General features: G+C 62.3%; 17 protein-coding genes and 1 pseudogene. 8 read left to right on the forward strand and 10 right to left on the reverse strand.

Annotation, left to right across the window (positions count from 1 at the left end; translation table 11 throughout):
- The 3 genes and pseudogenes from OIU93_RS18960 to OIU93_RS18970 form a co-directional block, all read right to left on the reverse strand.
- Positions 1–356 (reverse strand): annotated as a pseudogene (locus OIU93_RS18960) (hypothetical protein); the annotation flags it as partial.
- 59 nt (positions 357–415) lie between these two features.
- Complete coding sequence (locus OIU93_RS18965; protein WP_264271621.1) at positions 416–640, reverse strand: hypothetical protein; 225 nt, start codon at positions 638–640, stop codon at positions 416–418.
- A gap of 359 nt (positions 641–999) precedes the next feature.
- Positions 1,000–1,392: a MerR family transcriptional regulator gene (locus OIU93_RS18970; RefSeq protein ID WP_264271622.1), complete on the reverse strand. Its 393-nt coding sequence runs from the start codon at positions 1,390–1,392 to the stop codon at positions 1,000–1,002.
- A gap of 187 nt (positions 1,393–1,579) precedes the next feature.
- On the opposite strand from OIU93_RS18970, the gene OIU93_RS18975 reads away from it, so the two are divergent.
- The 4 genes from OIU93_RS18975 to OIU93_RS18990 all read left to right on the forward strand — a co-directional run bounded on the left by OIU93_RS18975 (position 1,580) and on the right by OIU93_RS18990 (position 6,628).
- The gene (locus OIU93_RS18975) at positions 1,580–3,097 is read left to right on the forward strand and encodes a SulP family inorganic anion transporter (protein WP_264271623.1); all 1,518 of its coding nucleotides are present in this window, start codon (positions 1,580–1,582) and stop codon (positions 3,095–3,097) included.
- Between the two features lie 86 nt (positions 3,098–3,183).
- A complete protein-coding gene (nhaA, locus tag OIU93_RS18980) occupies positions 3,184–4,515 on the forward strand; it encodes a Na+/H+ antiporter NhaA (RefSeq protein ID WP_264271624.1) in 1,332 nt (443 codons plus the stop codon).
- 140 nt (positions 4,516–4,655) lie between these two features.
- Positions 4,656–5,699 (forward strand): class II fructose-bisphosphatase, encoded by a 1,044-nt coding sequence (gene glpX / locus OIU93_RS18985; RefSeq protein WP_264271625.1) that lies wholly within the window; start codon positions 4,656–4,658, stop codon positions 5,697–5,699.
- A gap of 323 nt (positions 5,700–6,022) precedes the next feature.
- Positions 6,023–6,628: a universal stress protein gene (locus tag OIU93_RS18990; protein ID WP_264271626.1), complete on the forward strand. Its 606-nt coding sequence runs from the start codon at positions 6,023–6,025 to the stop codon at positions 6,626–6,628.
- Here the strand turns inward: OIU93_RS18990 and OIU93_RS18995 are convergent.
- The 4 genes from OIU93_RS18995 to OIU93_RS19010 are packed head-to-tail and all read right to left on the reverse strand — an operon-like array spanning position 6,609 to position 9,723.
- Complete coding sequence (locus tag OIU93_RS18995; RefSeq protein ID WP_264271627.1) at positions 6,609–7,865, reverse strand: MFS transporter; 1,257 nt, start codon at positions 7,863–7,865, stop codon at positions 6,609–6,611. The two genes, OIU93_RS18990 and OIU93_RS18995, sit on opposite strands and share 20 nt — an antisense overlap.
- 2 nt (positions 7,866–7,867) lie before the next feature.
- Entirely contained in the window at positions 7,868–8,857 is a 990-nt protein-coding gene (trxB, locus tag OIU93_RS19000) for a thioredoxin-disulfide reductase (protein ID WP_264271628.1), read from the reverse strand.
- Positions 8,858–8,901: 44 nt separating this feature from the next.
- Positions 8,902–9,333: a low molecular weight phosphatase family protein gene (locus tag OIU93_RS19005; protein WP_264271629.1), complete on the reverse strand. Its 432-nt coding sequence runs from the start codon at positions 9,331–9,333 to the stop codon at positions 8,902–8,904.
- A gap of 3 nt (positions 9,334–9,336) precedes the next feature.
- Positions 9,337–9,723 carry a metalloregulator ArsR/SmtB family transcription factor gene (locus OIU93_RS19010; protein ID WP_084636945.1) on the reverse strand — a complete coding sequence of 129 codons (387 nt, stop codon included), beginning with the start codon at positions 9,721–9,723 and terminating at the stop codon, positions 9,337–9,339.
- A gap of 90 nt (positions 9,724–9,813) precedes the next feature.
- Between OIU93_RS19010 and arsB the strand changes: the two genes are divergently transcribed.
- From arsB to pstS, 4 genes are all read left to right on the forward strand, one after another.
- Positions 9,814–10,932, forward strand: a complete 1,119-nt coding sequence (gene arsB, locus OIU93_RS19015) for an ACR3 family arsenite efflux transporter (RefSeq protein WP_372342970.1) — start codon at positions 9,814–9,816, stop codon at positions 10,930–10,932.
- The gene (locus tag OIU93_RS19020; protein WP_264271631.1) at positions 10,929–11,345 is read left to right on the forward strand and encodes an arsenate reductase ArsC; all 417 of its coding nucleotides are present in this window, start codon (positions 10,929–10,931) and stop codon (positions 11,343–11,345) included. Before arsB ends, OIU93_RS19020 begins: the two co-directional genes overlap by 4 nt.
- A gap of 27 nt (positions 11,346–11,372) precedes the next feature.
- The gene (locus OIU93_RS19025) at positions 11,373–12,860 is read left to right on the forward strand and encodes an NAD(P)-binding domain-containing protein (RefSeq protein WP_264271632.1); all 1,488 of its coding nucleotides are present in this window, start codon (positions 11,373–11,375) and stop codon (positions 12,858–12,860) included.
- Positions 12,861–12,980: 120 nt separating this feature from the next.
- Positions 12,981–14,135 carry a phosphate ABC transporter substrate-binding protein PstS gene (pstS, locus tag OIU93_RS19030; RefSeq protein WP_264271633.1) on the forward strand — a complete coding sequence of 385 codons (1,155 nt, stop codon included), beginning with the start codon at positions 12,981–12,983 and terminating at the stop codon, positions 14,133–14,135.
- Positions 14,136–14,229: 94 nt separating this feature from the next.
- Here the strand turns inward: pstS and OIU93_RS19035 are convergent, their stop codons facing one another.
- The 3 genes from OIU93_RS19035 to OIU93_RS19045 form a co-directional block, all read right to left on the reverse strand.
- Positions 14,230–15,489 (reverse strand): APC family permease, encoded by a 1,260-nt coding sequence (locus tag OIU93_RS19035; RefSeq protein WP_264271634.1) that lies wholly within the window; start codon positions 15,487–15,489, stop codon positions 14,230–14,232.
- Complete coding sequence (locus OIU93_RS19040; protein WP_264271635.1) at positions 15,482–15,802, reverse strand: PadR family transcriptional regulator; 321 nt, start codon at positions 15,800–15,802, stop codon at positions 15,482–15,484. Before OIU93_RS19040 ends, OIU93_RS19035 begins: the two co-directional genes overlap by 8 nt.
- A gap of 396 nt (positions 15,803–16,198) precedes the next feature.
- A complete protein-coding gene (locus OIU93_RS19045; protein ID WP_264271636.1) occupies positions 16,199–17,251 on the reverse strand; it encodes a hypothetical protein in 1,053 nt (350 codons plus the stop codon).
- Positions 17,252–17,467 lie beyond the last annotated feature (216 nt).

A 17,467-nucleotide genomic window follows, 5' to 3' on the forward strand; every position in this document is an offset into this window, starting at 1 on the left:
CGGAGATGCTGGAGCATTGGGAACGCGTCGGGCGCCCCCGGTTTGGGCTCCCCCGGGCCACTCCCCTGTTTCCCACGGATACGGGCAACATGGTTGACCAGGCGTATCTGCGCCGTCATTTTTGTGCACTCATCGAGGAGCTCGGCTTCGCCCCGGGCCTTGACATCCATTCCTTGCGCCGTTCCTACGCCATGAACCTCCAAATCGACGCAGGCGATCGCGAATGCCTGGGAGGCTTGCAGGGCGTAGCCCCGCGCCAGGCGCGTTTTGTCGACGGTGAATCCGTGGGGAACGGTGGCATAGAGGTTCAAGGCGGCGTGGTCCCCTTGCTCCAGTTCGAAGGGGACGGCCAGCACGGAGCGGATCCCGCGGGAGAGCACGACCCGGGAGTATTCGGGCCAGCGGTATTCGGTGGTCAGGTCCGGGACGTGACCTGGGCCGCTTGGCTGCTGCTGGCCACGGTGCCCGGGCGCTTGTGCCGCAGCAACGTGATTCCGCAGAGGATTTCCTCGCCGGGTTCGGAGAGTTCCTGGACCGCCAGGCGGGTCAGGGCGTCGAGGAAGCTGCCGATCTCGCTGGATTCCAGGATCATGCCCTGCAGGTCCCGGTTGCCGGTTTCCCGGTGGTGTTGCTCGGTCATGGCGTCGCTGCCGCTTCCTTGTGCAGGTTTCCTGCCTCAAACGAACAAGACCCCGGGAACGCCAAAAGGTGTAGCTCAACCGGGTCCCATGAAGGTCGTCTGGAAAACATGCTATCGGTAACCGGTGCTATGCGTTGTGGCACTATTCCCTCTAGTTTTATTTTCGGGTGGGGTCGCAGCTACCCTATTTCCCGGCCACCCCGTTTAGCGGGGCAGCCCAATATCTTGGTCCTGGCCGACGCGGGCTCCCCCGAACGGCATAAAACACAGGGCTGGTTCGTTTTCCGAGCTGACGAAGATGCTTATACGCATCCTGGTTGACGCACTTTTCCATGGTCGCTCGGTTCCAGCTAACGACGCTACTTACCTTGCAGGTCCCGGATGAAGGAATTGGCCCGGCTGAGGTTCAGTGCCAGCTTGTCGCGTTTCGCGTTGGCTTGGTCAATGAACCCCGCCAGCCTGGCCCTTGTTTCCGGATCGTTCGGGTCGGTTGCAAGAAGATCAACCGTATCCAGCAGCTCACCCATTTCCTCTAGGGTGAATCCCAGCGGCTTCATGGAACGAATCACCAGCATGCGCTGCAAATCGGATTCCGTATAGATCCGGAATCCACCCTCGCTGCGCGTGGTTGCCGGAAGCAAACCCACTTCGTCGTAGTGGCGGATGGTTCGCTGGGACAGGCCGGTGGCTTCGGCCAGGTCCCCGATGTGCATGGTCCGCGCATCGGCGGCTGGGGTTGGCGTGTCAGTCATGGGTTCTCCTGTTTCCTCGGCTTCCAACTCTACCTTCACGTTAGGGTAGAGTTGATTTTATTCGGTGCGTCGCTGTGACCATTGCCCGCCGCAGCCAACCAGTGCAACACAAGGACGTGCCGACCCCACATCATTTCATGTACCCGAGCGCCCGAGAGCGCCCACTTCATTTTGAACGGAACCATCAATGGCCACGAAAACCACGTCAGGACACACCGCCCTGACCCCGGAGGAACGTCAGTCCGTCTTGCGCACCCTCAAATCCCCCCGCCTGCTCAAGGTCGAGGTCCTCGCCGGGCTGGTGGTGGCCCTGGCTCTGATCCCCGAAGCCATCGCATTTTCCATCATTGCCGGGGTCGATCCGCGCCTCGGGCTGTTCGCATCCTTCACCATGGCCGTGTCCATCGCGTTCCTGGGCGGCAGGCCGGCCATGATATCGGCTGCAACCGGGGCCATTGCTCTGGTCATCGCCCCGTTGGTGAAAAGCCACGGCGTGGACTACTTCATTGCCGCCGTCATCCTGGCGGGAATCTTCCAGATCATCCTCGCGCTGCTGGGCGTGGCCAAGCTGATGCGCTTCGTTCCCCGCCAGGTTATGGTCGGATTCGTCAACGCCTTGGCCATCCTGATCTTCATGTCCCAGGTCCCCGAGCTGCTCGGCGTCCCGTGGCTGGTCTACCCGCTCACGGCCCTGGGTCTGTTGATCGTCTTCGGTCTACCCAAGATCACCACCGCGGTGCCGGCCCCATTGGTCGCCATCGTGGTCCTCACGCTCATCGCGGTCCTGGCTTCCTTGGCCGTGCCGACCGTCGGGGACAAGGGGGAAATGCCCGAGAGCCTGCCGTCCTTGTTCATGCCGAACGTTCCGCTGAATTTCGAAACCCTGCAGATCCTCTTCCCCTACGCGCTGGCCATGGCCTTCGTGGGCCTGCTCGAGTCCCTGATGACCGCCAAGCTTGTCGACGACGTTACCGATACCCGTTCCAACAAGACCCGCGAGTCCTGGGGCCAGGGCGCGGCGAACATCATCACCGGATTCTTCGGCGGCATGGGCGGTTGCGCGATGATCGGGCAGACCATGATCAACGTCAAGGCCTCCGGTGCCAGGACCCGCATCTCCACCTTCCTAGCCGGTGTCTTCCTACTCATCTTGGTCGTCGCGCTGGGCGACATCGTGGCGCTGATCCCAATGGCCGCGCTGGTGGCCGTGATGATCTTCGTGTCCGTGGCTACGTTCGACTGGCATAGCATCAAACCCTCCACGCTGCGTATGATGCCCAAGAGTGAAACAACCGTCATGCTTGTCACCGTCATCGTCACCGTAGCCACCCACAACCTGGCCATTGGCGTGGGCGTGGGCGTACTGACTGCCATGGTCCTCTTCGCCCAACGCGTCGCTCACTTCGTCACCGTCACCCGGGCAGTCAGCGAAGAACGCGGAGTCGCGGCCTACGTGGTCAACGGCGAGTTGTTCTTCGCCTCCTCCAACGACCTCTACACCCAATTCGAGTACGCCCTGGATCCAGAACGCGTGGTCATCGACATGCACGCCTCCCACCTCTGGGATGCCTCCACCATCGCCGCCCTGGACGCCATCACCGAAAAATACAAGCAGCACGGAAAACACGTCGACATCATCGGCCTAAACACCGCCAGCCTGAAAATGCGCGAACGCCTGGGCGGGAAACTCGGTGGAGGCCACTAACCATATGCCGTAGGGTGGAAGACAGGTGCGCCGGGAAGTCTGGTCGGCAATGTAATTGTCGAACCCACTGTAAGGACCTCTTTCCCATGAGCACTAACCCTCCTTCTCCACGTCCCTTGATCGGGCGCGGCAGCTACCTTGAAGCCCTGCGGATCGGTGAGATCCTGCACAAGGAAACCGTCGGCGGCACCCTGCTGGTCATCGCCGCGGTCATCGCCCTGATCTGGGCCAACTCCCCGGCCTCCGAGAGCTACTTCGCCCTGCGCGACTTCAAGATCGGCTTTGAGCCCTGGCACTTGGAGCTGAGCCTGGGCGCTTGGGCGGCCGATGGCCTGCTGGCAATCTTCTTCTTCCTCGTCGGGCTGGAACTCAAACGCGAAATCGTCGCCGGGGACCTGCGCCAGATCAGTAAAGCCATCGTCCCGGTGGCAGCGGCCGTGGGCGGCGTTATCGTCCCGGCCCTGATCTATGCGGCCATCAACTGGTCAAACCCAGACACCATTTCCGGCTGGGCCATTCCCACCGCCACGGACATCGCCTTCGCCGTGGCAGTTCTGGCGGTCATCGGCTCGCACCTGCCCACCCCGCTACGCATCTTCCTGCTGACCCTGGCCGTGGTCGATGACCTCATGGCCATCACCATCATCGCCTTCTTCTACACCGAGACGATCAACACCCCGGCGCTGCTGCTCACTCTCATCCCGCTGGCACTCTTTGCCTTCCTGGCCCGGAAATACCAGGGCTTCTTCGGGATGAAGCCAGCGGCGGCCTGGTTCATCCTGCTGCCCATCGGCTTCGCGGCCTGGGCGCTGCTGCATGCCTCGGGCATCCACGCCACCGTTGCCGGCGTTGCCTTGGCCTTCATGATCCCCGTCCTACACAGCACCAAGCACGGGCGCCACACCGACGGCCCCGGACTGGCCGAGATCTTCGAACACCGCTTCCGCCCCCTCTCTGCCGGATTCGCTGTGCCCCTCTTCGCGTTCTTCTCCGCCGGAGTCGCCATCGGCGGGGCCGAGGGACTGCGCTCAGCCCTCACCGACCCGGTGGCCATCGGCATCATCGCGGCCCTCGTTCTCGGAAAACCTATCGGTATCCTGGCCGCCACCTGGCTTACCGCCAAATTCACCAAGGCCACCCTTGACCCCGAACTCAAATGGGTGGACCTGCTGGGCGTGAGCCTGCTGGCCGGCATCGGCTTCACCGTGTCGCTGTTGGTGGCCGAACTCAGCTTCGGACTCGGAAACCCCTCCAACGACCATGCAAAGGTCGCCATCCTCGCTGCCTCCGTTCTGGCCGCAGTGCTCGCCTCGATCTTGCTCGGCAGCCGGAACCGGCAATACAAAAAACTGCAGGCAGCGGAAGCCATCGACGCAGATGAGGACGGCATCCCGGACGTCTACCAGCGAGAACAGTGACACTTTCAAGATCCCATAGTCGTGGCGGGATACCGACAACCGACGGTACTCCTTCCAACACCTTTCCCCCGACACCCAGGCCTCCATCGGCCAGGACACGGGAACGATAACCATCGACCGACTCAACGACGAGGAACCACATGACCAACACCGGTAACGAAAACCAGCAGAACCTCTTCGCGAATCTTTCCTCATCCCTGGCGGTGACCGATGACGAGCCGGACCGGAACCTGGCCATGGAACTGGTGCGCGTCACCGAGGCCGCGGCAATCGCCGGCGGCCGGTGGTCCGGCCTGGGCGACAAGCTCGCGGCCGACGGCGCCGCCGTGGACGCGATGCGCTCGGTGCTTTCCAGCGTGCGCTTCAACGGTACCGTCGTCATCGGGGAAGGCGAAAAGGACGAGGCCCCAATGCTCTTCAACGGGGAACAGGTCGGGTACGGCACCGGGCCGGCCTGCGACGTGGCGGTCGATCCGATCGACGGCACCCGACTGACTGCCCTGGGCATGGACAACGCCCTCTCGGTGCTGGCGGTCGCCGAGCGCGGCACCATGCTCGATGCCTCGACGGTGTTCTACATGGAAAAGCTCGTCACCGGACCCGAAGCCGCGGACCTCGTGGACCTGCGACTGCCGGTAAAGGAAAACCTCCGACTGATCGCCAAGGCCAAGGGCCTGGACATCCGACAGATCAACGTCAGCATCCTGGACCGGGACCGGCACCGCCAGCTGGCCCAGGAAATCCGCGATGCCGGTGCCCGCACCTCCCTGATCCAGGACGGGGACGTGGCCAGCGCCATTGCCGCGGTCCGCGCAGGCACCGGCATCGACGCGGTCATGGGCATTGGTGGTTCGCCCGAGGGCATCATCACCGCCTGCGCCATCAAGGCTCTGGGCGGCATCATCCAGGGCAGGTTGTGGCCCACCAATGACGAGGAAAAGCAGAAGGCCCTCGACGCGGGCCTAGATGTAGACCAGATTCTGGGAACCAACGACCTGGTCTCCGGCGACAACTGCTATTTCGCGGCCACCGGCATCACCGACGGCGACCTGCTACGCGGGGTGCGCCACGAAGCAGGCCGCATCACCACCCAATCGATCGTGATGCGCTCCAAGTCCGGGACCATCCGCCTAGTCGACGGCGAACACCGGAACTCCAAGTGGGACACCAGCCTGACAAGCTAGGAACCCGCAACCGCCCAGGATAGGCCCGTACCCATCGACCCAACCATCGTGTGCAAGGAGAGGCCCCACTATCGTCGGGGCCTCCTCTTGCCGGTTTCCCATCCCGCAACTTCCATCCTCCTAATCCATGCCCACCGCAATTGGGGTCCTTCAACGTGCCACACACATAAGAAACTTGCCAATTTCCACTGCGATTTACATAAAAAATCGGATTATAAAGCGAACTTTTTGAAGAAGTGGCCAGAGTGTGGCGAAAACGCTCGATACTGAGATGAAGGCCGTTGTGTCTCAATGGGCCCCTATTCGGGTTCGATATCTGACAGGTGACCGCCGACGTTTTGATGCAGGTGCAGGTACTTCCGCCCGGCGACTTTTTCGGTCATTCTGAAAACGGAACAGCACAGGGCCTTCCGACGGAGTCAGGGGTAGCGATGTCATCGAACGATGCAACCATGTGGGGTCCACTGATTGTGGGAGTCATCCCCAATCAACATCCTGAGGTGATCGCCCAGGCGTCGGTGCTTGCACAACAGTTGGATCGCACCATCATCTTCGCCTATGTGGAACCCAACAGTTATCTAACAGAATGGAATCTCAAGGAAGACATCAGGGACCAATCGTTGCATCCACGCGACATCGACGAGGACACCAGTGCAGATGCCGCGGAGATCCTTTCTCATATAGAAACCCAGATGGCCGGCAGCACCGCAACGTGGAACCTGCGAATCCTTGCGGGCGAGGTTTGGAAGGCGCTAACGCGCCTAGCGTCGGAGACCGACGCATCGATGATTATTGTCGGAACCAGGGAGCCCACCTTCGGCGCGCACGTCTCCCAACTACTCAGCGGGGCCACCGCCTCTCATCTCACCGCGCACCAGCACCTGCCGGTCTTGGTGGTTCCGGCCGCCCCTACGAGGGGAAAGCGTTGAGGCTGGATTCCGCGGGTTTTGTCGATGTATCCGTGGTCTTTTGCTTGCCGCCGTGAAGGAGCATCAGCCAGAGGGCCAAAGCGAAGGCCAATAGCGCCACCAGCCCCAGCACGATCAACGTGTTTTGGTGTCCCAGGTTGTGGATGAGCACCGAACCGATGATGGGCGCCGCCGCCTGAGCCAGGAGCGAGGGCAATGCGATGCGGCCCATGATCCGGGCGTAGTGTTCCTGCCCGAAGAGTGCCAACGGCACGGTCCCGTTGGCGATGGAACTGAGGCCGATCCCGACCCCGTACACAATGACGAGGATCGCGGGTGCCAAGATCCCCAGGCCCAGGAACCCGATGGCGATCGCCATGGCAAGGCTTGCGGTCAGCAACGTCCACAACGGATGATGCTTTCGACCGATGACCAATTCAATGAACCTGGCACCCACCTGCGAGGGGCCGATGGTTGCGGCCAGCACGACGGCTGCGGTGCCGGCGATGCCGATGCCGGCGAGCAGGGTAAACATGTGCATCGACATCAATGCCGCTATGGAGGTTCCTAGGGTGGAGATGGTCGCCACCAGGACAACCAGCGGCCAGCGAGGCGCCACGGACCGGTGGACATTGCTGCTCGGACCGTTGAGTTCATGATCGTGCGTTGATGAATGCGGTTGGCGCGGGATGGTGAGCGCATACAAGGGCGCGGTCACCAACAGGTGCGCTCCCGCGTAGATTAGTGCCGTGCCCCGCCACCCCATCTCGTTGACCAGCAGGGTGCTCAGCGGCCAACAGATGCTGCTGGCAAACCCTCCAAAGAGTGTCAGGAGGGTGATGGCCGAGCGCGCCGAGGCACCGTAAGTGTGTCCCAGTACTGCGAACGCCCCGCTGTAGAGTCCTCCGCTCATGCCCAGTCCCAGGATCACCCATGCTCCGAGGTACCACCACTGATTAGGGGCTAACCCGAGGACGGTCAGTCCCAAGGTAAGCAGCAGAGCGCTGCCGATCAAGACAGTGCGCCCGTGGTTGCCGGCCACGAGCGTACCTACTCGAGGCGAGCCCAAACCCGCGATGACCAAGCCCACCGAAACGCCTGCGACTACCAATGAGGTAGACCACCCGGTATCGGCGGCGATGGGTCCAGCCAGCACCGCCAGCAGGTAAAAGGTCGAACCCCAGGAGAGGATCTGCCCAATGCCCAGGCCGGTGATGACATAACCTCGCTTGGTCGAAAACCTCTGGGTAAGGGCCATGATTAGACCAGCGCGGCGGTGCTGCTGATCCTCAGAGTTTCGGACTCTTCGCCAGCTGCCAGGAAGTGCGTGACATCCAGGGCTGCCACGCAGCCGGATCCGGCGGCGGTGATGGCCTGGCGGTAGGTCGCATCAATGACGTCCCCTGCGGCGAAGACTCCCGGGAGGGAGGTCTTGGAAGTGCGGTCCTTCACGGCGATGGTACCGGCGGCAGTGAGTTCGATCTGGTCGTTGACCAGGTCGGTGCGTGGATCGTTACCGATGGCTACGAACACCCCGGCCACTGGAAGGGTGCTGGTTTTTCCGGTGAGCAGGTTTTCCAGCTGCAGGCCGGTGGTCTTCTCCTCGCCTTCGATATTGGTGACGGCGCTGTTCCAGATGAACTCGATCTTCGGGTGAGCCAGGGCCCGGTCGGCCATGATCTTCGAAGCGCGCAGGCTCTCGCGGCGGTGGACGACGGTGACCTTGGAAGCGAACTTGGTCAGGAAGAGTGCTTCTTCCATGGCGGAGTCGCCGCCACCGATCACGGCAATCTCTTGTCCGCGGAAGAAAAATCCGTCGCACGTTGCACAGGAGGATACGCCGTGCCCGGTCAGGCGCTTTTCGTTCGGTACCCCCAGGGTGCGGTAGGCCGACCCGGTGGAAAGGATGACGGTGTGTGCCAGATAGGTGGTGCCGTTGCCAGCGGTGACCTTCTTGATGTCACCGGCCAAATCGACGTGAGTGACGTCGTCAAAGAGAATTTCGGCGTCGAAGCGTTCGGCCTGCTTCTGCATGTTCTCCATCAGGTCCGGGCCCATGATGCCTTCGGTGAAGCCGGGGAAGTTTTCCACCTCGGTGGTGTTCATAAGTTCTCCGCCGGCGGTGACCGAACCAGCAATGACCAGCGGGGCCAGATCAGCGCGGGCGGTGTAAATCGCAGCGGTGTATCCGGCGGGGCCGGAGCCGATGATGATGACGTTGCGGATGGACGCGGAGGGACCAGTGCTCATGGGGAAGCCTTTCAAAACAGGGTAAGAATCGATGAGTGAAGGATTTAGTGCGAGGCGAGGAGGCGGTGCTTGAGCTCATTGACGCGTGCGTGGATGTCATCGCGAACCAGTTCCATGCGTTCGCGTCCCTCGATGCCGCGCAGGGATGGTTCATCGGTCTCCCATACTTCAATCTGGACGCCGTCCAGGTCGGGAACGTTGGCCTCGGTGCCAAGTACGACGACGAGTCCGGCGGCGCGCATGTTCTCTTCGGTTAACAGCTTGGTCTTTTCGGCGCTGATGTCGATACCCAGATCCGCCAGGACCTCGGCAGAAAGAGCGTTGACGGCTTTTCCTGGCTTGGTCCCGGCCGAGGTGACGGTGATCTCGCTTCCGGCTTCATGCTTCATCAGTCCGGCGGCCATCTGGGACTTGCCACCGTTCTTCACGCAGACGAACAAGACGGCAGGACGGGCTGCTGGTGAAATGGTGCTCATGGGTTAGGCCTTCGGGATTAGGGTTGCGGCCAAGGAATCCAGGGCGCCGGGAACTAGGGAGTAGTAGGCCCAGACTCCGCGCTTTTCGCGGTTCAGCAATCCGGCTTCGACCATGATCTTTAGGTGATGCGAGACGGTGGGCTGGCCGAGGTTTAGCGGCTCGGACAAATCGCAGACGCAGGTTTCGGCCGTCGGGGATGAAGAAACGATCGAGAGGATGCGTAGCCGGTTCGGATCGGACAGTGCCTTGAAGCGCGCCGCCAGGGCCTCGGCCTCGATGGCCAGCAAGGAATCCTCGCCGTGTGTGGGAACGCAGCACGGAGCTTCGATTTCCTGTTCGGAAACCGCGGGGGTTTCCTGACGGGTTGGGGTGGCAACGGGTGTGGACATGTGCCTCGCCTCGCTTTCCATATGTCTCCCGGACGGGATATTGACAATCGTCGATATATGCAAGCATACTCGATACATCGAGGTTCGTCGATGTCTAGTTTTTGGAGAGAATTTGCCGTGACACACACCCCCGCACCCGCAGACACGGGGCACATCACCGCCAAGCTATCCACTTTGGATCGCTACCTGGTCATCTGGATTCTGGCGGCCATGGCCCTCGGGCTCGGGCTAGGACGACTCATTCCAGGTCTGGGCCACGCCCTAGATTCCATCAAGGTCGCCGGAGTCTCCCTGCCCATCGCCCTGGGCCTGCTGGTGATGATCTACCCTGTCATGGCCAAGGTCCGCTACAACGAGACCGGGCGCGTGCTGAGCGATAAGAAACTGATGATCACCTCTCTGGTGATCAACTGGGTCCTCGCCCCGGCCTTCATGTTCGTCCTAGCCTGGATCTTCCTGGCCGATCTTCCCGAATACCGCACCGGGTTGATCATCGTCGGACTCGCCCGCTGCATCGCGATGGTCTTCATCTGGAACGATCTGGCCTGCGGGGACCGCGAGGCCGCCGCCGTGCTGGTGGCCATCAACTCCGTCTTCCAGGTTCTCGCCTTCGGCGCGCTGGGCTGGTTCTACCTCCAAGTTCTGCCCACATGGTTGGGACTACCGACCACCAGTGCCGAGTTCTCCGTCTGGTCCATCACGCTCTCGGTCCTAGTATTCCTAGGCATCCCACTCATCGCAGGGTTCCTCACCCGCACCTTCGGCGAAAAGGCCAAGGGCAGGGAATGGTACGAGGATAAGTTCCTCCCTAAAATTGGCCCTTGGGCCCTCTACGGGCTACTGTTCACCATTGTCGTTCTCTTCGCACTGCAGGGCGATGCGATCATCGCTAAGCCGCTGGACGTCGCACGCATCGCGCTGCCGCTGCTGGTCTACTTCGCGGTGGTGTTCGGCGCGTCAATGCTCATTGGCCGCTCCCTGGGCATGGGCTATGCACGCACCACCACCTTGGCGTTCACCGCGGCGGGCAACAACTTCGAACTGGCCATCGCCGTCGCCATCGCCACCTTCGGAGTCACCAGCGGCCAGGCCCTAGCCGGAGTCGTCGGACCGCTCATCGAGGTCCCGGTGCTTGTAGCACTGGTCTACGTCGCCCTCTGGTCCCGCAAGTTCTTCCCTTCCTTCAACCCCGCAAAGGTCAACGCATGAACACCACCGTCAAGCCCTCCGTCCTCTTCGTCTGCGTCCATAACGCCGGACGCTCCCAAATGGCAGCGGCCTTTCTGAGTAACCTCTCCGCCGGGCAGATCGAGGTCCGCTCCGCAGGCTCGCAGCCAGCTGACACCGTGAACCCGGCTGCCGTCGCTGCGATGAACGAGGTCGGCATCGACATGTCCGCCGAAACCCCCCAGATCCTGACCACCGAAGCCGTCAAGGAATCAGACGTGGTCATCACCATGGGCTGTGGAGATACCTGCCCGATCTTCCCGGGCAAGCGCTATGAGGACTGGCAGCTCGATGACCCGGCAGGCCAAGGCGTGGACGCGGTTCGCCCGATTCGTGACGAGATCCGAGCCCGCATCGAGACCTTGATTTCCGAACTGCTACCCGCCACCGCTTAACACCACGCACACCAGGAGGAGAAGAGCATGAACCAGAATTACCCAGTGATCATCATCGGTGCCGGCCCCATCGGGCTGGCCGCCGCCGCACACCTGATCGAACGCCACCAGGATGTCCGCATCCTCGAATCCGGAACCAACGCCGGGGCAGCCATCCAAGACTGGGGCCACATCAAGCTCTTCTCCACCTGGAAATACAACATCGACGCCGCCTCCCGCCGTCTACTGGAAACCCCGACGGACACCTACGCAGGTGATTGGGAAGCACCACGCGAAACCCGCCTGCCCTCGGGTGCGGACATGGTCAGCGAATACCTCGAACCACTGGCTGCACACCCGGCATTGGCCCCGAATATCAGCTACGGTCATCGCGTCACCAACATCACCCGCATCCAAGCCGACGGCAAGAGCGTGGACAAGACCCGCAGCGCCGGCCGCGATGAATCCCTTTTCCTGGTGCGCACCCAAACCGCAACGGGCACCGAAGATCTGCTGGGCCGGGCCGTCATCGACGCCTCCGGAACATGGAACACCCCCAACCCGGTGGGACGCTCCGGCATCGAAGCCATCGGCGAAACCCAAGCCCGCAGCGCAGGCTTCATTACCTCGTCGCTGCCCGACCCGGTGGGAACGGACCAAGAAATCTTCGCCGGGAAAACCATCCTCGTGTTGGGTGCCGGGCATTCGGCAGCCAACACCCTGATTAGCCTCGGCCACCTCCGTCAACAGCACCCCGACACCACCATTCTCTGGGGCCTGCGCGGGGTAGCGAACCCGGTCAAGCTCTACGGCGGCGGGGCGGCCGACGAGTTGCCAGCCCGAGGACAGCTGGGCACGTCCCTGCGCCGCTTCGTCGAAAACGGCGACATCACCATCCTAGAAAACCTCTCGGTCACCTCACTTGAATCAGACGATCGCTTGACAGTGAACATCGCTGACGGGCGCAACCAGGTCGTTGACCTCCTAGTTCCAGCCACCGGGTTCCGCCCCAACCTTGGCATGCTCTCCGAGCTGCGCCTGGACCTGGATGCGATCGTTGAAGCACCCCGCGAGTTGGGTCCCTTGATCGATCCGGAGTTCCACAGCTGCGGCACCGTCACCGCACACGGTGAACGGGTCCTCTCTCACCCGGAGAAAAACTTCTACATCGTGGGGATGAAGAGCTACGGCCGCGCCCCGACCTTCCTCATGGCCACCGGCTACGAACAAGTCCGCTCCATCGCCGCTTCCCTGGCCGGTGACCGCGCGGCCGCCGACCTGGTGGAGCTCGAGCTCCCCGAAACCGGAGTCTGCTCCACCGACTTGGGCGGGTCTTGCGACGCTCCGGCCGTAGGCGAACAGGCCGCTACCTGCGGCACACCAGAACCCGCAGCCGATTCCTGCTGCACAACTCCTGAACAGGCAAACGAACCTGCCCCCGATTCCTGCTGCGCTCCGCAGCCGGTGACCATCGGCTTTGCCACGGGGACACTGCACGGCCACACCGAACTGCTGGGCGAGCCGGCCTCACGCTAAAGAGCTTGGGGGTCCCGCCCGTGGCCCCCAAGCAGCCGCACACCACACGGCTACCCAAGACTTCGCCCAGGGAAGCCCCATCCCGCTTTATTCACCCCCTCTTATTCTCAGGAGTACGCCATGCATGGTGGCCCGCACCATTCCTTTGCCCCGAAGCGCGCCCGTTCAGGTATCCGCATGGGCTCGATCGCCTCGGCGCTTGGAATAACGTTGCTGCTCACCGGATGCGGTTCCGACTACCCCCTGGGTGAGGCGCAGAAGGAAGCCGCGCAGCGGAATCCGTCTGCCTTGAGTGGAACCCTCACCGGAGGTGGGTCGACGGCGCAGAACTCGGCCATGAATGCCTGGACTAACGGGTTCGCTTTCCTGCATCCAAGCGTTCAGGTGCAATATGCATCCGTTGGTTCCGGGGCGGGACGTGCGGGGCTGCTGGCCGGGGCCACGCAATTTGCCGGGTCCGATGCCTTCCTGAAGGAAGAAGAAGTCGCCAAGTCCCAAGATGCGTGTGGCCCGCAGGGAGCGATCAACATCCCCGCCTATATCTCGCCGATCAGCATCGCCTTCAACCTTCCCGGCATCAAGGAACTGAACTTTGACGCGGAGACGATTGCCGGGATCTTTGCCGGCAACATCACCAGCTGGCAGGATCCGGCCATCAAGGCCCTGAACCCGGACGTGGCCCTACCGGATATCCCGATGACGGAGGTCGCGCGATCCGATGATTCGGGGACGACCGAGAACTTCACCGAATACCTGCATGCCGCCGCCGCCGAACAGTGGCCCCACGAACCCGACGGCAGCTGGCCCTCGGGCCTGGCCACCGAACAGGCCCAAGGCAACTCCGGGGTCGTCACCACCGTGGCCCGCACCCCCGGCGCCCTAACCTATGCGGATGATTCCCTGGTAGACAAGACGCTGGGCAAGGGCAAACTCCGGGTGGGGGATTCCTTCGTAGAGGTCAGTGGTGAGGCTGCGTCCATCGCGGTGGGTGCTTCAGAGCGTGTGGGGGGACGGCACGAAAACGACATCGCCCTGGAGCTGGACAGGACCACCACCGAACCCGGGGCCTACCCGCTGGTGCTGGTCTCCTACTTCATCGTCTGCAGCGGCTACACCGACCCCACGACTCTGAACCTGGTCAAGACCTTCGGGCACTACGTTGTTAGTGACGAGGGGCAACAGATTGCTTCCGACTCGGCCAAGAGCGCACCCATGCCCGAGCAACTAGCGCAGGAAGCCCGACGGGCAATCGATTCGATTTCGCTGCGTCCCTGATTCGTTCACGCCCCTGTCACTCGCCATCTCGGCTTATTTCCCCTCGTTTGAAGATTGCCATCTGTCGAGCGGCTAACGCCCCGGTGAGGGCTATCTATCGCATTTTTGTTTGGCGTAGCCGAAGCGCCCTCAGCAGGATGCCGACAGCAAAGACGGCCAGTCCGGTCAGGACCGAGGCCGGTGGCAACGTCGCCACCAGTGCGACGCATGCCAGGGCGCCAATGGCTTGCAGTGCCTTGGGGTAGCGCCGATCGGAGTCGGGTTGTGTGAATGCGGCGATGTTTGCCACCAGGTAGTAGACGAGGACACCGAAAGACGAGAACCCGATGGCACCACGCAGATCTGCCACGGCGATCACGGCGCAGATGACGACGGCCAGGACCACCTCGGCACGATGCGGGACCTGGTAGCGAGGGTGGACAGCGGCAAGCCATTTCGGCAGGTCATGTTCCCTGGCCATGGCCAGGCTGGTGCGGCCCAACCCGGCCACCAAGGCGAGCAGTGCGCCCAGCGCGGCGACGGCGGCACCCACCCGGATGATCGGTGCCGCCCACGCCCAAGTGCCTGAACTTACGACAGTGGCCAGGGGCGTTGCGGAGGCCGCGATTTCAGCGGGCCCGAGGGTTGCCAGCAACGTCACGGCGATGACGGCGTAAACCATGATCGTGATGAGCAGGGAGATTCCGATGGCACGCGGAATGGTTTGCCGGGGGTTACGGACTTCTTCGCCCATCGTCGCGATTCGCGCGTACCCGGCGAATGCGAAGAAGAGCAGACCCGCGGATTGCATGATCCCATACCACCCGTGGGACAGGAGGCCTTCGCCCAGGAGGTTCAGAGAGGCAGGCTTGCTTCCTCCCCAGGCAGCGGCCACGCCAATGGCCAGGGCAATCAGCACGAAAACAACGAGGATTCGCGTCAGCCGTGCGGTGCGTGTGACTCCGTGATAGTTGACGGCCGCGAGGCCGATCACGACGGCGATGGCTATGGGTCGTTCCCACCCGGCCGGGGCCGCGTAGGCGGCGAACGTCATGGCCATTGCTGCGGCACTGGCGGTCTTGCCGACAATGAAACCCCACCCGGCCAGGTACCCCGACCAGGGGCCCAGACGTTCACGCCCGTAAATGTAGGTTCCACCCGAGGTGGGGTAGGCCGCTGCCAATTGGGCGGAGGATGTGGCATTGCAGAAGGCGACGAATGCCGCCACCACCAGGCCCACCAAAAGGCCTGATCCTGCCGCCGCGGCGGCAGGAGTGAAGGCGGCAAAGACGCCCGCGCCGATCATCGATCCCAGCCCGATGACCACCGCGTCGGTGGTGCCCAGCCGGCGTGCCAGGGTTGGCTGATTATTCATTGTCACGGTCCTTTGGTGGTGCGGGGAGTACCTCTGCGGCCAGCTCAGCAACGGCCTTGCGGCCTTCGGCCAACGCTTCGAGGCCCTCTGGTGTGGCCCGGTAGATGCGGCGGGGGCGTCCGTCAATGGTTTCCGGGCGGGAGGTGAGCAGTCCCTGCTCTTGCATTCGGTGGAGGGTTGGATACAGGGTTCCCGGGGAAATTGAGTATCCATGGTTGGAGAGTTCCTCCGACATCCATGCGCCGTGAATGTCTTCCTCGACAGCATGGTGCAGGATGTGCAGCCGGACGGCTGCACGCGTTAGCTCACGCATTTGCACCTCGTTCAAATTCTTTGATATCGAGAACCGATATTACTCGCGGTTCCACTCATGCAGGGGGCGCTGCGTTGTTTGTTCGGGAACTGTTCATCTGGGCGGTGTCATGCCTCGGCTGCATGCGGCAGTTTGAGGACATGGATGATTTCCTGCGCTGCAACATCAGCCGATACACCCCAACTTGGCCTTGCCATTTCTGTACTGCTCGTGGGGATAACTTTCTTGATCATGACTGGAAAGCCAGAGCTGATTCCTCTCGACGCTGCGGGCCCCTTTGGGAAACTCGGATAAAGTCCGATACCGAGTCGCCTCAGCAATCGGGTGGGCGCTCCGTATCCACCTCGTACCGTCCCACTGAGCCTTCCCTCCGGTCATGGAAGGGCTGTTGATAGGTCAGCCCAGCGGAGTGGCAGGCATGGCTAATGCCGCGTACCGGGCATTCGACGCCGCCACGGCATTGGACCAACGGACCGCAGTGGCCGTGGAGTTACCCGTCAACCTCGCCAGTATGGCGGGCGGCAGTTCTTGGGCCAACGCGGCCATGGCACCGGTCCTGCCACGGGAAGCAGAGACTCCCAGCAGCTTCATACTTCCGATCAACGTGGATGCTGCGAGCGGATATCCGGTCCTGATCCCGGGAAAAAGCCAATCGGTGTCGCGGGTGGGCGCAAACAATCGTGGTGCCTTCCGGTTCTGTTGGGTTCCAATAGCCAGGTCCACCAGGGCATCAGGAAGCAGCAGTGGCTCGTTCCCCAATTTCAGGTAGACCCGTTCGTCGATTGCGCTGATGTCGGACACGCGCAGCTCCACGATTTGCTGTGGCCCGGCGCCAAAGAGCAACACCAGAGCCGAGGCAAAGCGCACCGCAACCGGCAAGGTACACCCGGGGTCAAGGATTCCGTGCAACAGGTGCACCCGTTCGTCCACTGGCGTGCCGGCCACGTCAAGGGCGCTGCCGGGTTTCCTGAGGATCTCGATGCTTCGGACCATCCCATTGGCGTGCGCCCACGCGAGAAAGGGCTTGACCCTGTGCCTTTCCGCCGACCCGCTGGCTCTCCAGCGATCCACGTCGGATTGTGTGAGGGAGACCAGTACCCGATTCTGGTGCTGCAACCATTCGAGAAGTTCCATGACCAGGCGCAGTTCCCGTCGGCGGCTCGTCGTCAGGCTGGAATGGACTGGGGAGGTCCGCTTCCGTAGCTCCCGCACGTGGCGCCACCGGGCAAACTGGACAAAAGCCGCTCTCTGTTGTGGATCCGTGATTCGCTGTGCCGTGCGGATGATCCATTCTTCGAACCTCGCCAGGTTGTTGTCGCGGTACGGCAGCAAGCCCGCATCAACCAAGAGCGAGCGCACGGCCCGTGTCGCTTGGTCCGCTCCTGCATCATCGAGGAATTCATGGGTAGGTATGACCTGCGAATCCATGACGCTGCGAAGTAGCCCCATCGATGAGTTCCTCCTCGCGGCAAGGACGGACTGCGGCTTGGCATCCAGGCAAAGATCATGGATCGCTTGGGCCACCGGGCTGTTTGCCCTGACTTCAAGGGGCACCAAGCGTTCGAGTTCATCGTTTGCGGCGCAGCGCTGACATAAGTCGGCCACTTGGAGGTTTTCGTGGCGTCCGCATCGACCGCAGTCGCGAAACGACACCGGATCCTTGGG

This window comes from Paeniglutamicibacter sp. ZC-3 (assembly GCF_025847175.2).
In the GTDB taxonomy this organism is placed as follows: domain Bacteria; phylum Actinomycetota; class Actinomycetes; order Actinomycetales; family Micrococcaceae; genus Paeniglutamicibacter; species Paeniglutamicibacter sulfureus.

Bases quoted from the DNA above. Each gene is read 5' to 3' on its own strand.
- OIU93_RS18965 (WP_264271621.1), bottom strand. From the start codon at position 640: ATGACCGAGCAACACCACCGGGAAACCGGCAACCGGGACCTGCAGGGC.
- OIU93_RS18970 (WP_264271622.1), bottom strand. From the start codon at position 1,392: ATGACTGACACGCCAACCCCAGCCGCCGATGCGCGGACCATGCACATC.
- OIU93_RS18975 (WP_264271623.1), top strand. From the start codon at position 1,580: ATGGCCACGAAAACCACGTCAGGACACACCGCCCTGACCCCGGAGGAA.
- nhaA (WP_264271624.1), top strand. From the start codon at position 3,184: ATGAGCACTAACCCTCCTTCTCCACGTCCCTTGATCGGGCGCGGCAGC.
- glpX (WP_264271625.1), top strand. From the start codon at position 4,656: ATGACCAACACCGGTAACGAAAACCAGCAGAACCTCTTCGCGAATCTT.
- OIU93_RS18995 (WP_264271627.1), bottom strand. From the start codon at position 7,865: ATGGCCCTTACCCAGAGGTTTTCGACCAAGCGAGGTTATGTCATCACC.
- trxB (WP_264271628.1), bottom strand. From the start codon at position 8,857: ATGAGCACTGGTCCCTCCGCGTCCATCCGCAACGTCATCATCATCGGC.
- OIU93_RS19005 (WP_264271629.1), bottom strand. From the start codon at position 9,333: ATGAGCACCATTTCACCAGCAGCCCGTCCTGCCGTCTTGTTCGTCTGC.
- OIU93_RS19010 (WP_084636945.1), bottom strand. From the start codon at position 9,723: ATGTCCACACCCGTTGCCACCCCAACCCGTCAGGAAACCCCCGCGGTT.
- arsB (WP_372342970.1), top strand. From the start codon at position 9,814: ATGTCTAGTTTTTGGAGAGAATTTGCCGTGACACACACCCCCGCACCC.
- OIU93_RS19020 (WP_264271631.1), top strand. From the start codon at position 10,929: ATGAACACCACCGTCAAGCCCTCCGTCCTCTTCGTCTGCGTCCATAAC.
- OIU93_RS19025 (WP_264271632.1), top strand. From the start codon at position 11,373: ATGAACCAGAATTACCCAGTGATCATCATCGGTGCCGGCCCCATCGGG.
- pstS (WP_264271633.1), top strand. From the start codon at position 12,981: ATGCATGGTGGCCCGCACCATTCCTTTGCCCCGAAGCGCGCCCGTTCA.
- OIU93_RS19035 (WP_264271634.1), bottom strand. From the start codon at position 15,489: ATGAATAATCAGCCAACCCTGGCACGCCGGCTGGGCACCACCGACGCG.
- OIU93_RS19040 (WP_264271635.1), bottom strand. From the start codon at position 15,802: ATGCGTGAGCTAACGCGTGCAGCCGTCCGGCTGCACATCCTGCACCAT.
- OIU93_RS19045 (WP_264271636.1), bottom strand. From the start codon at position 17,251: ATGGGGCTACTTCGCAGCGTCATGGATTCGCAGGTCATACCTACCCAT.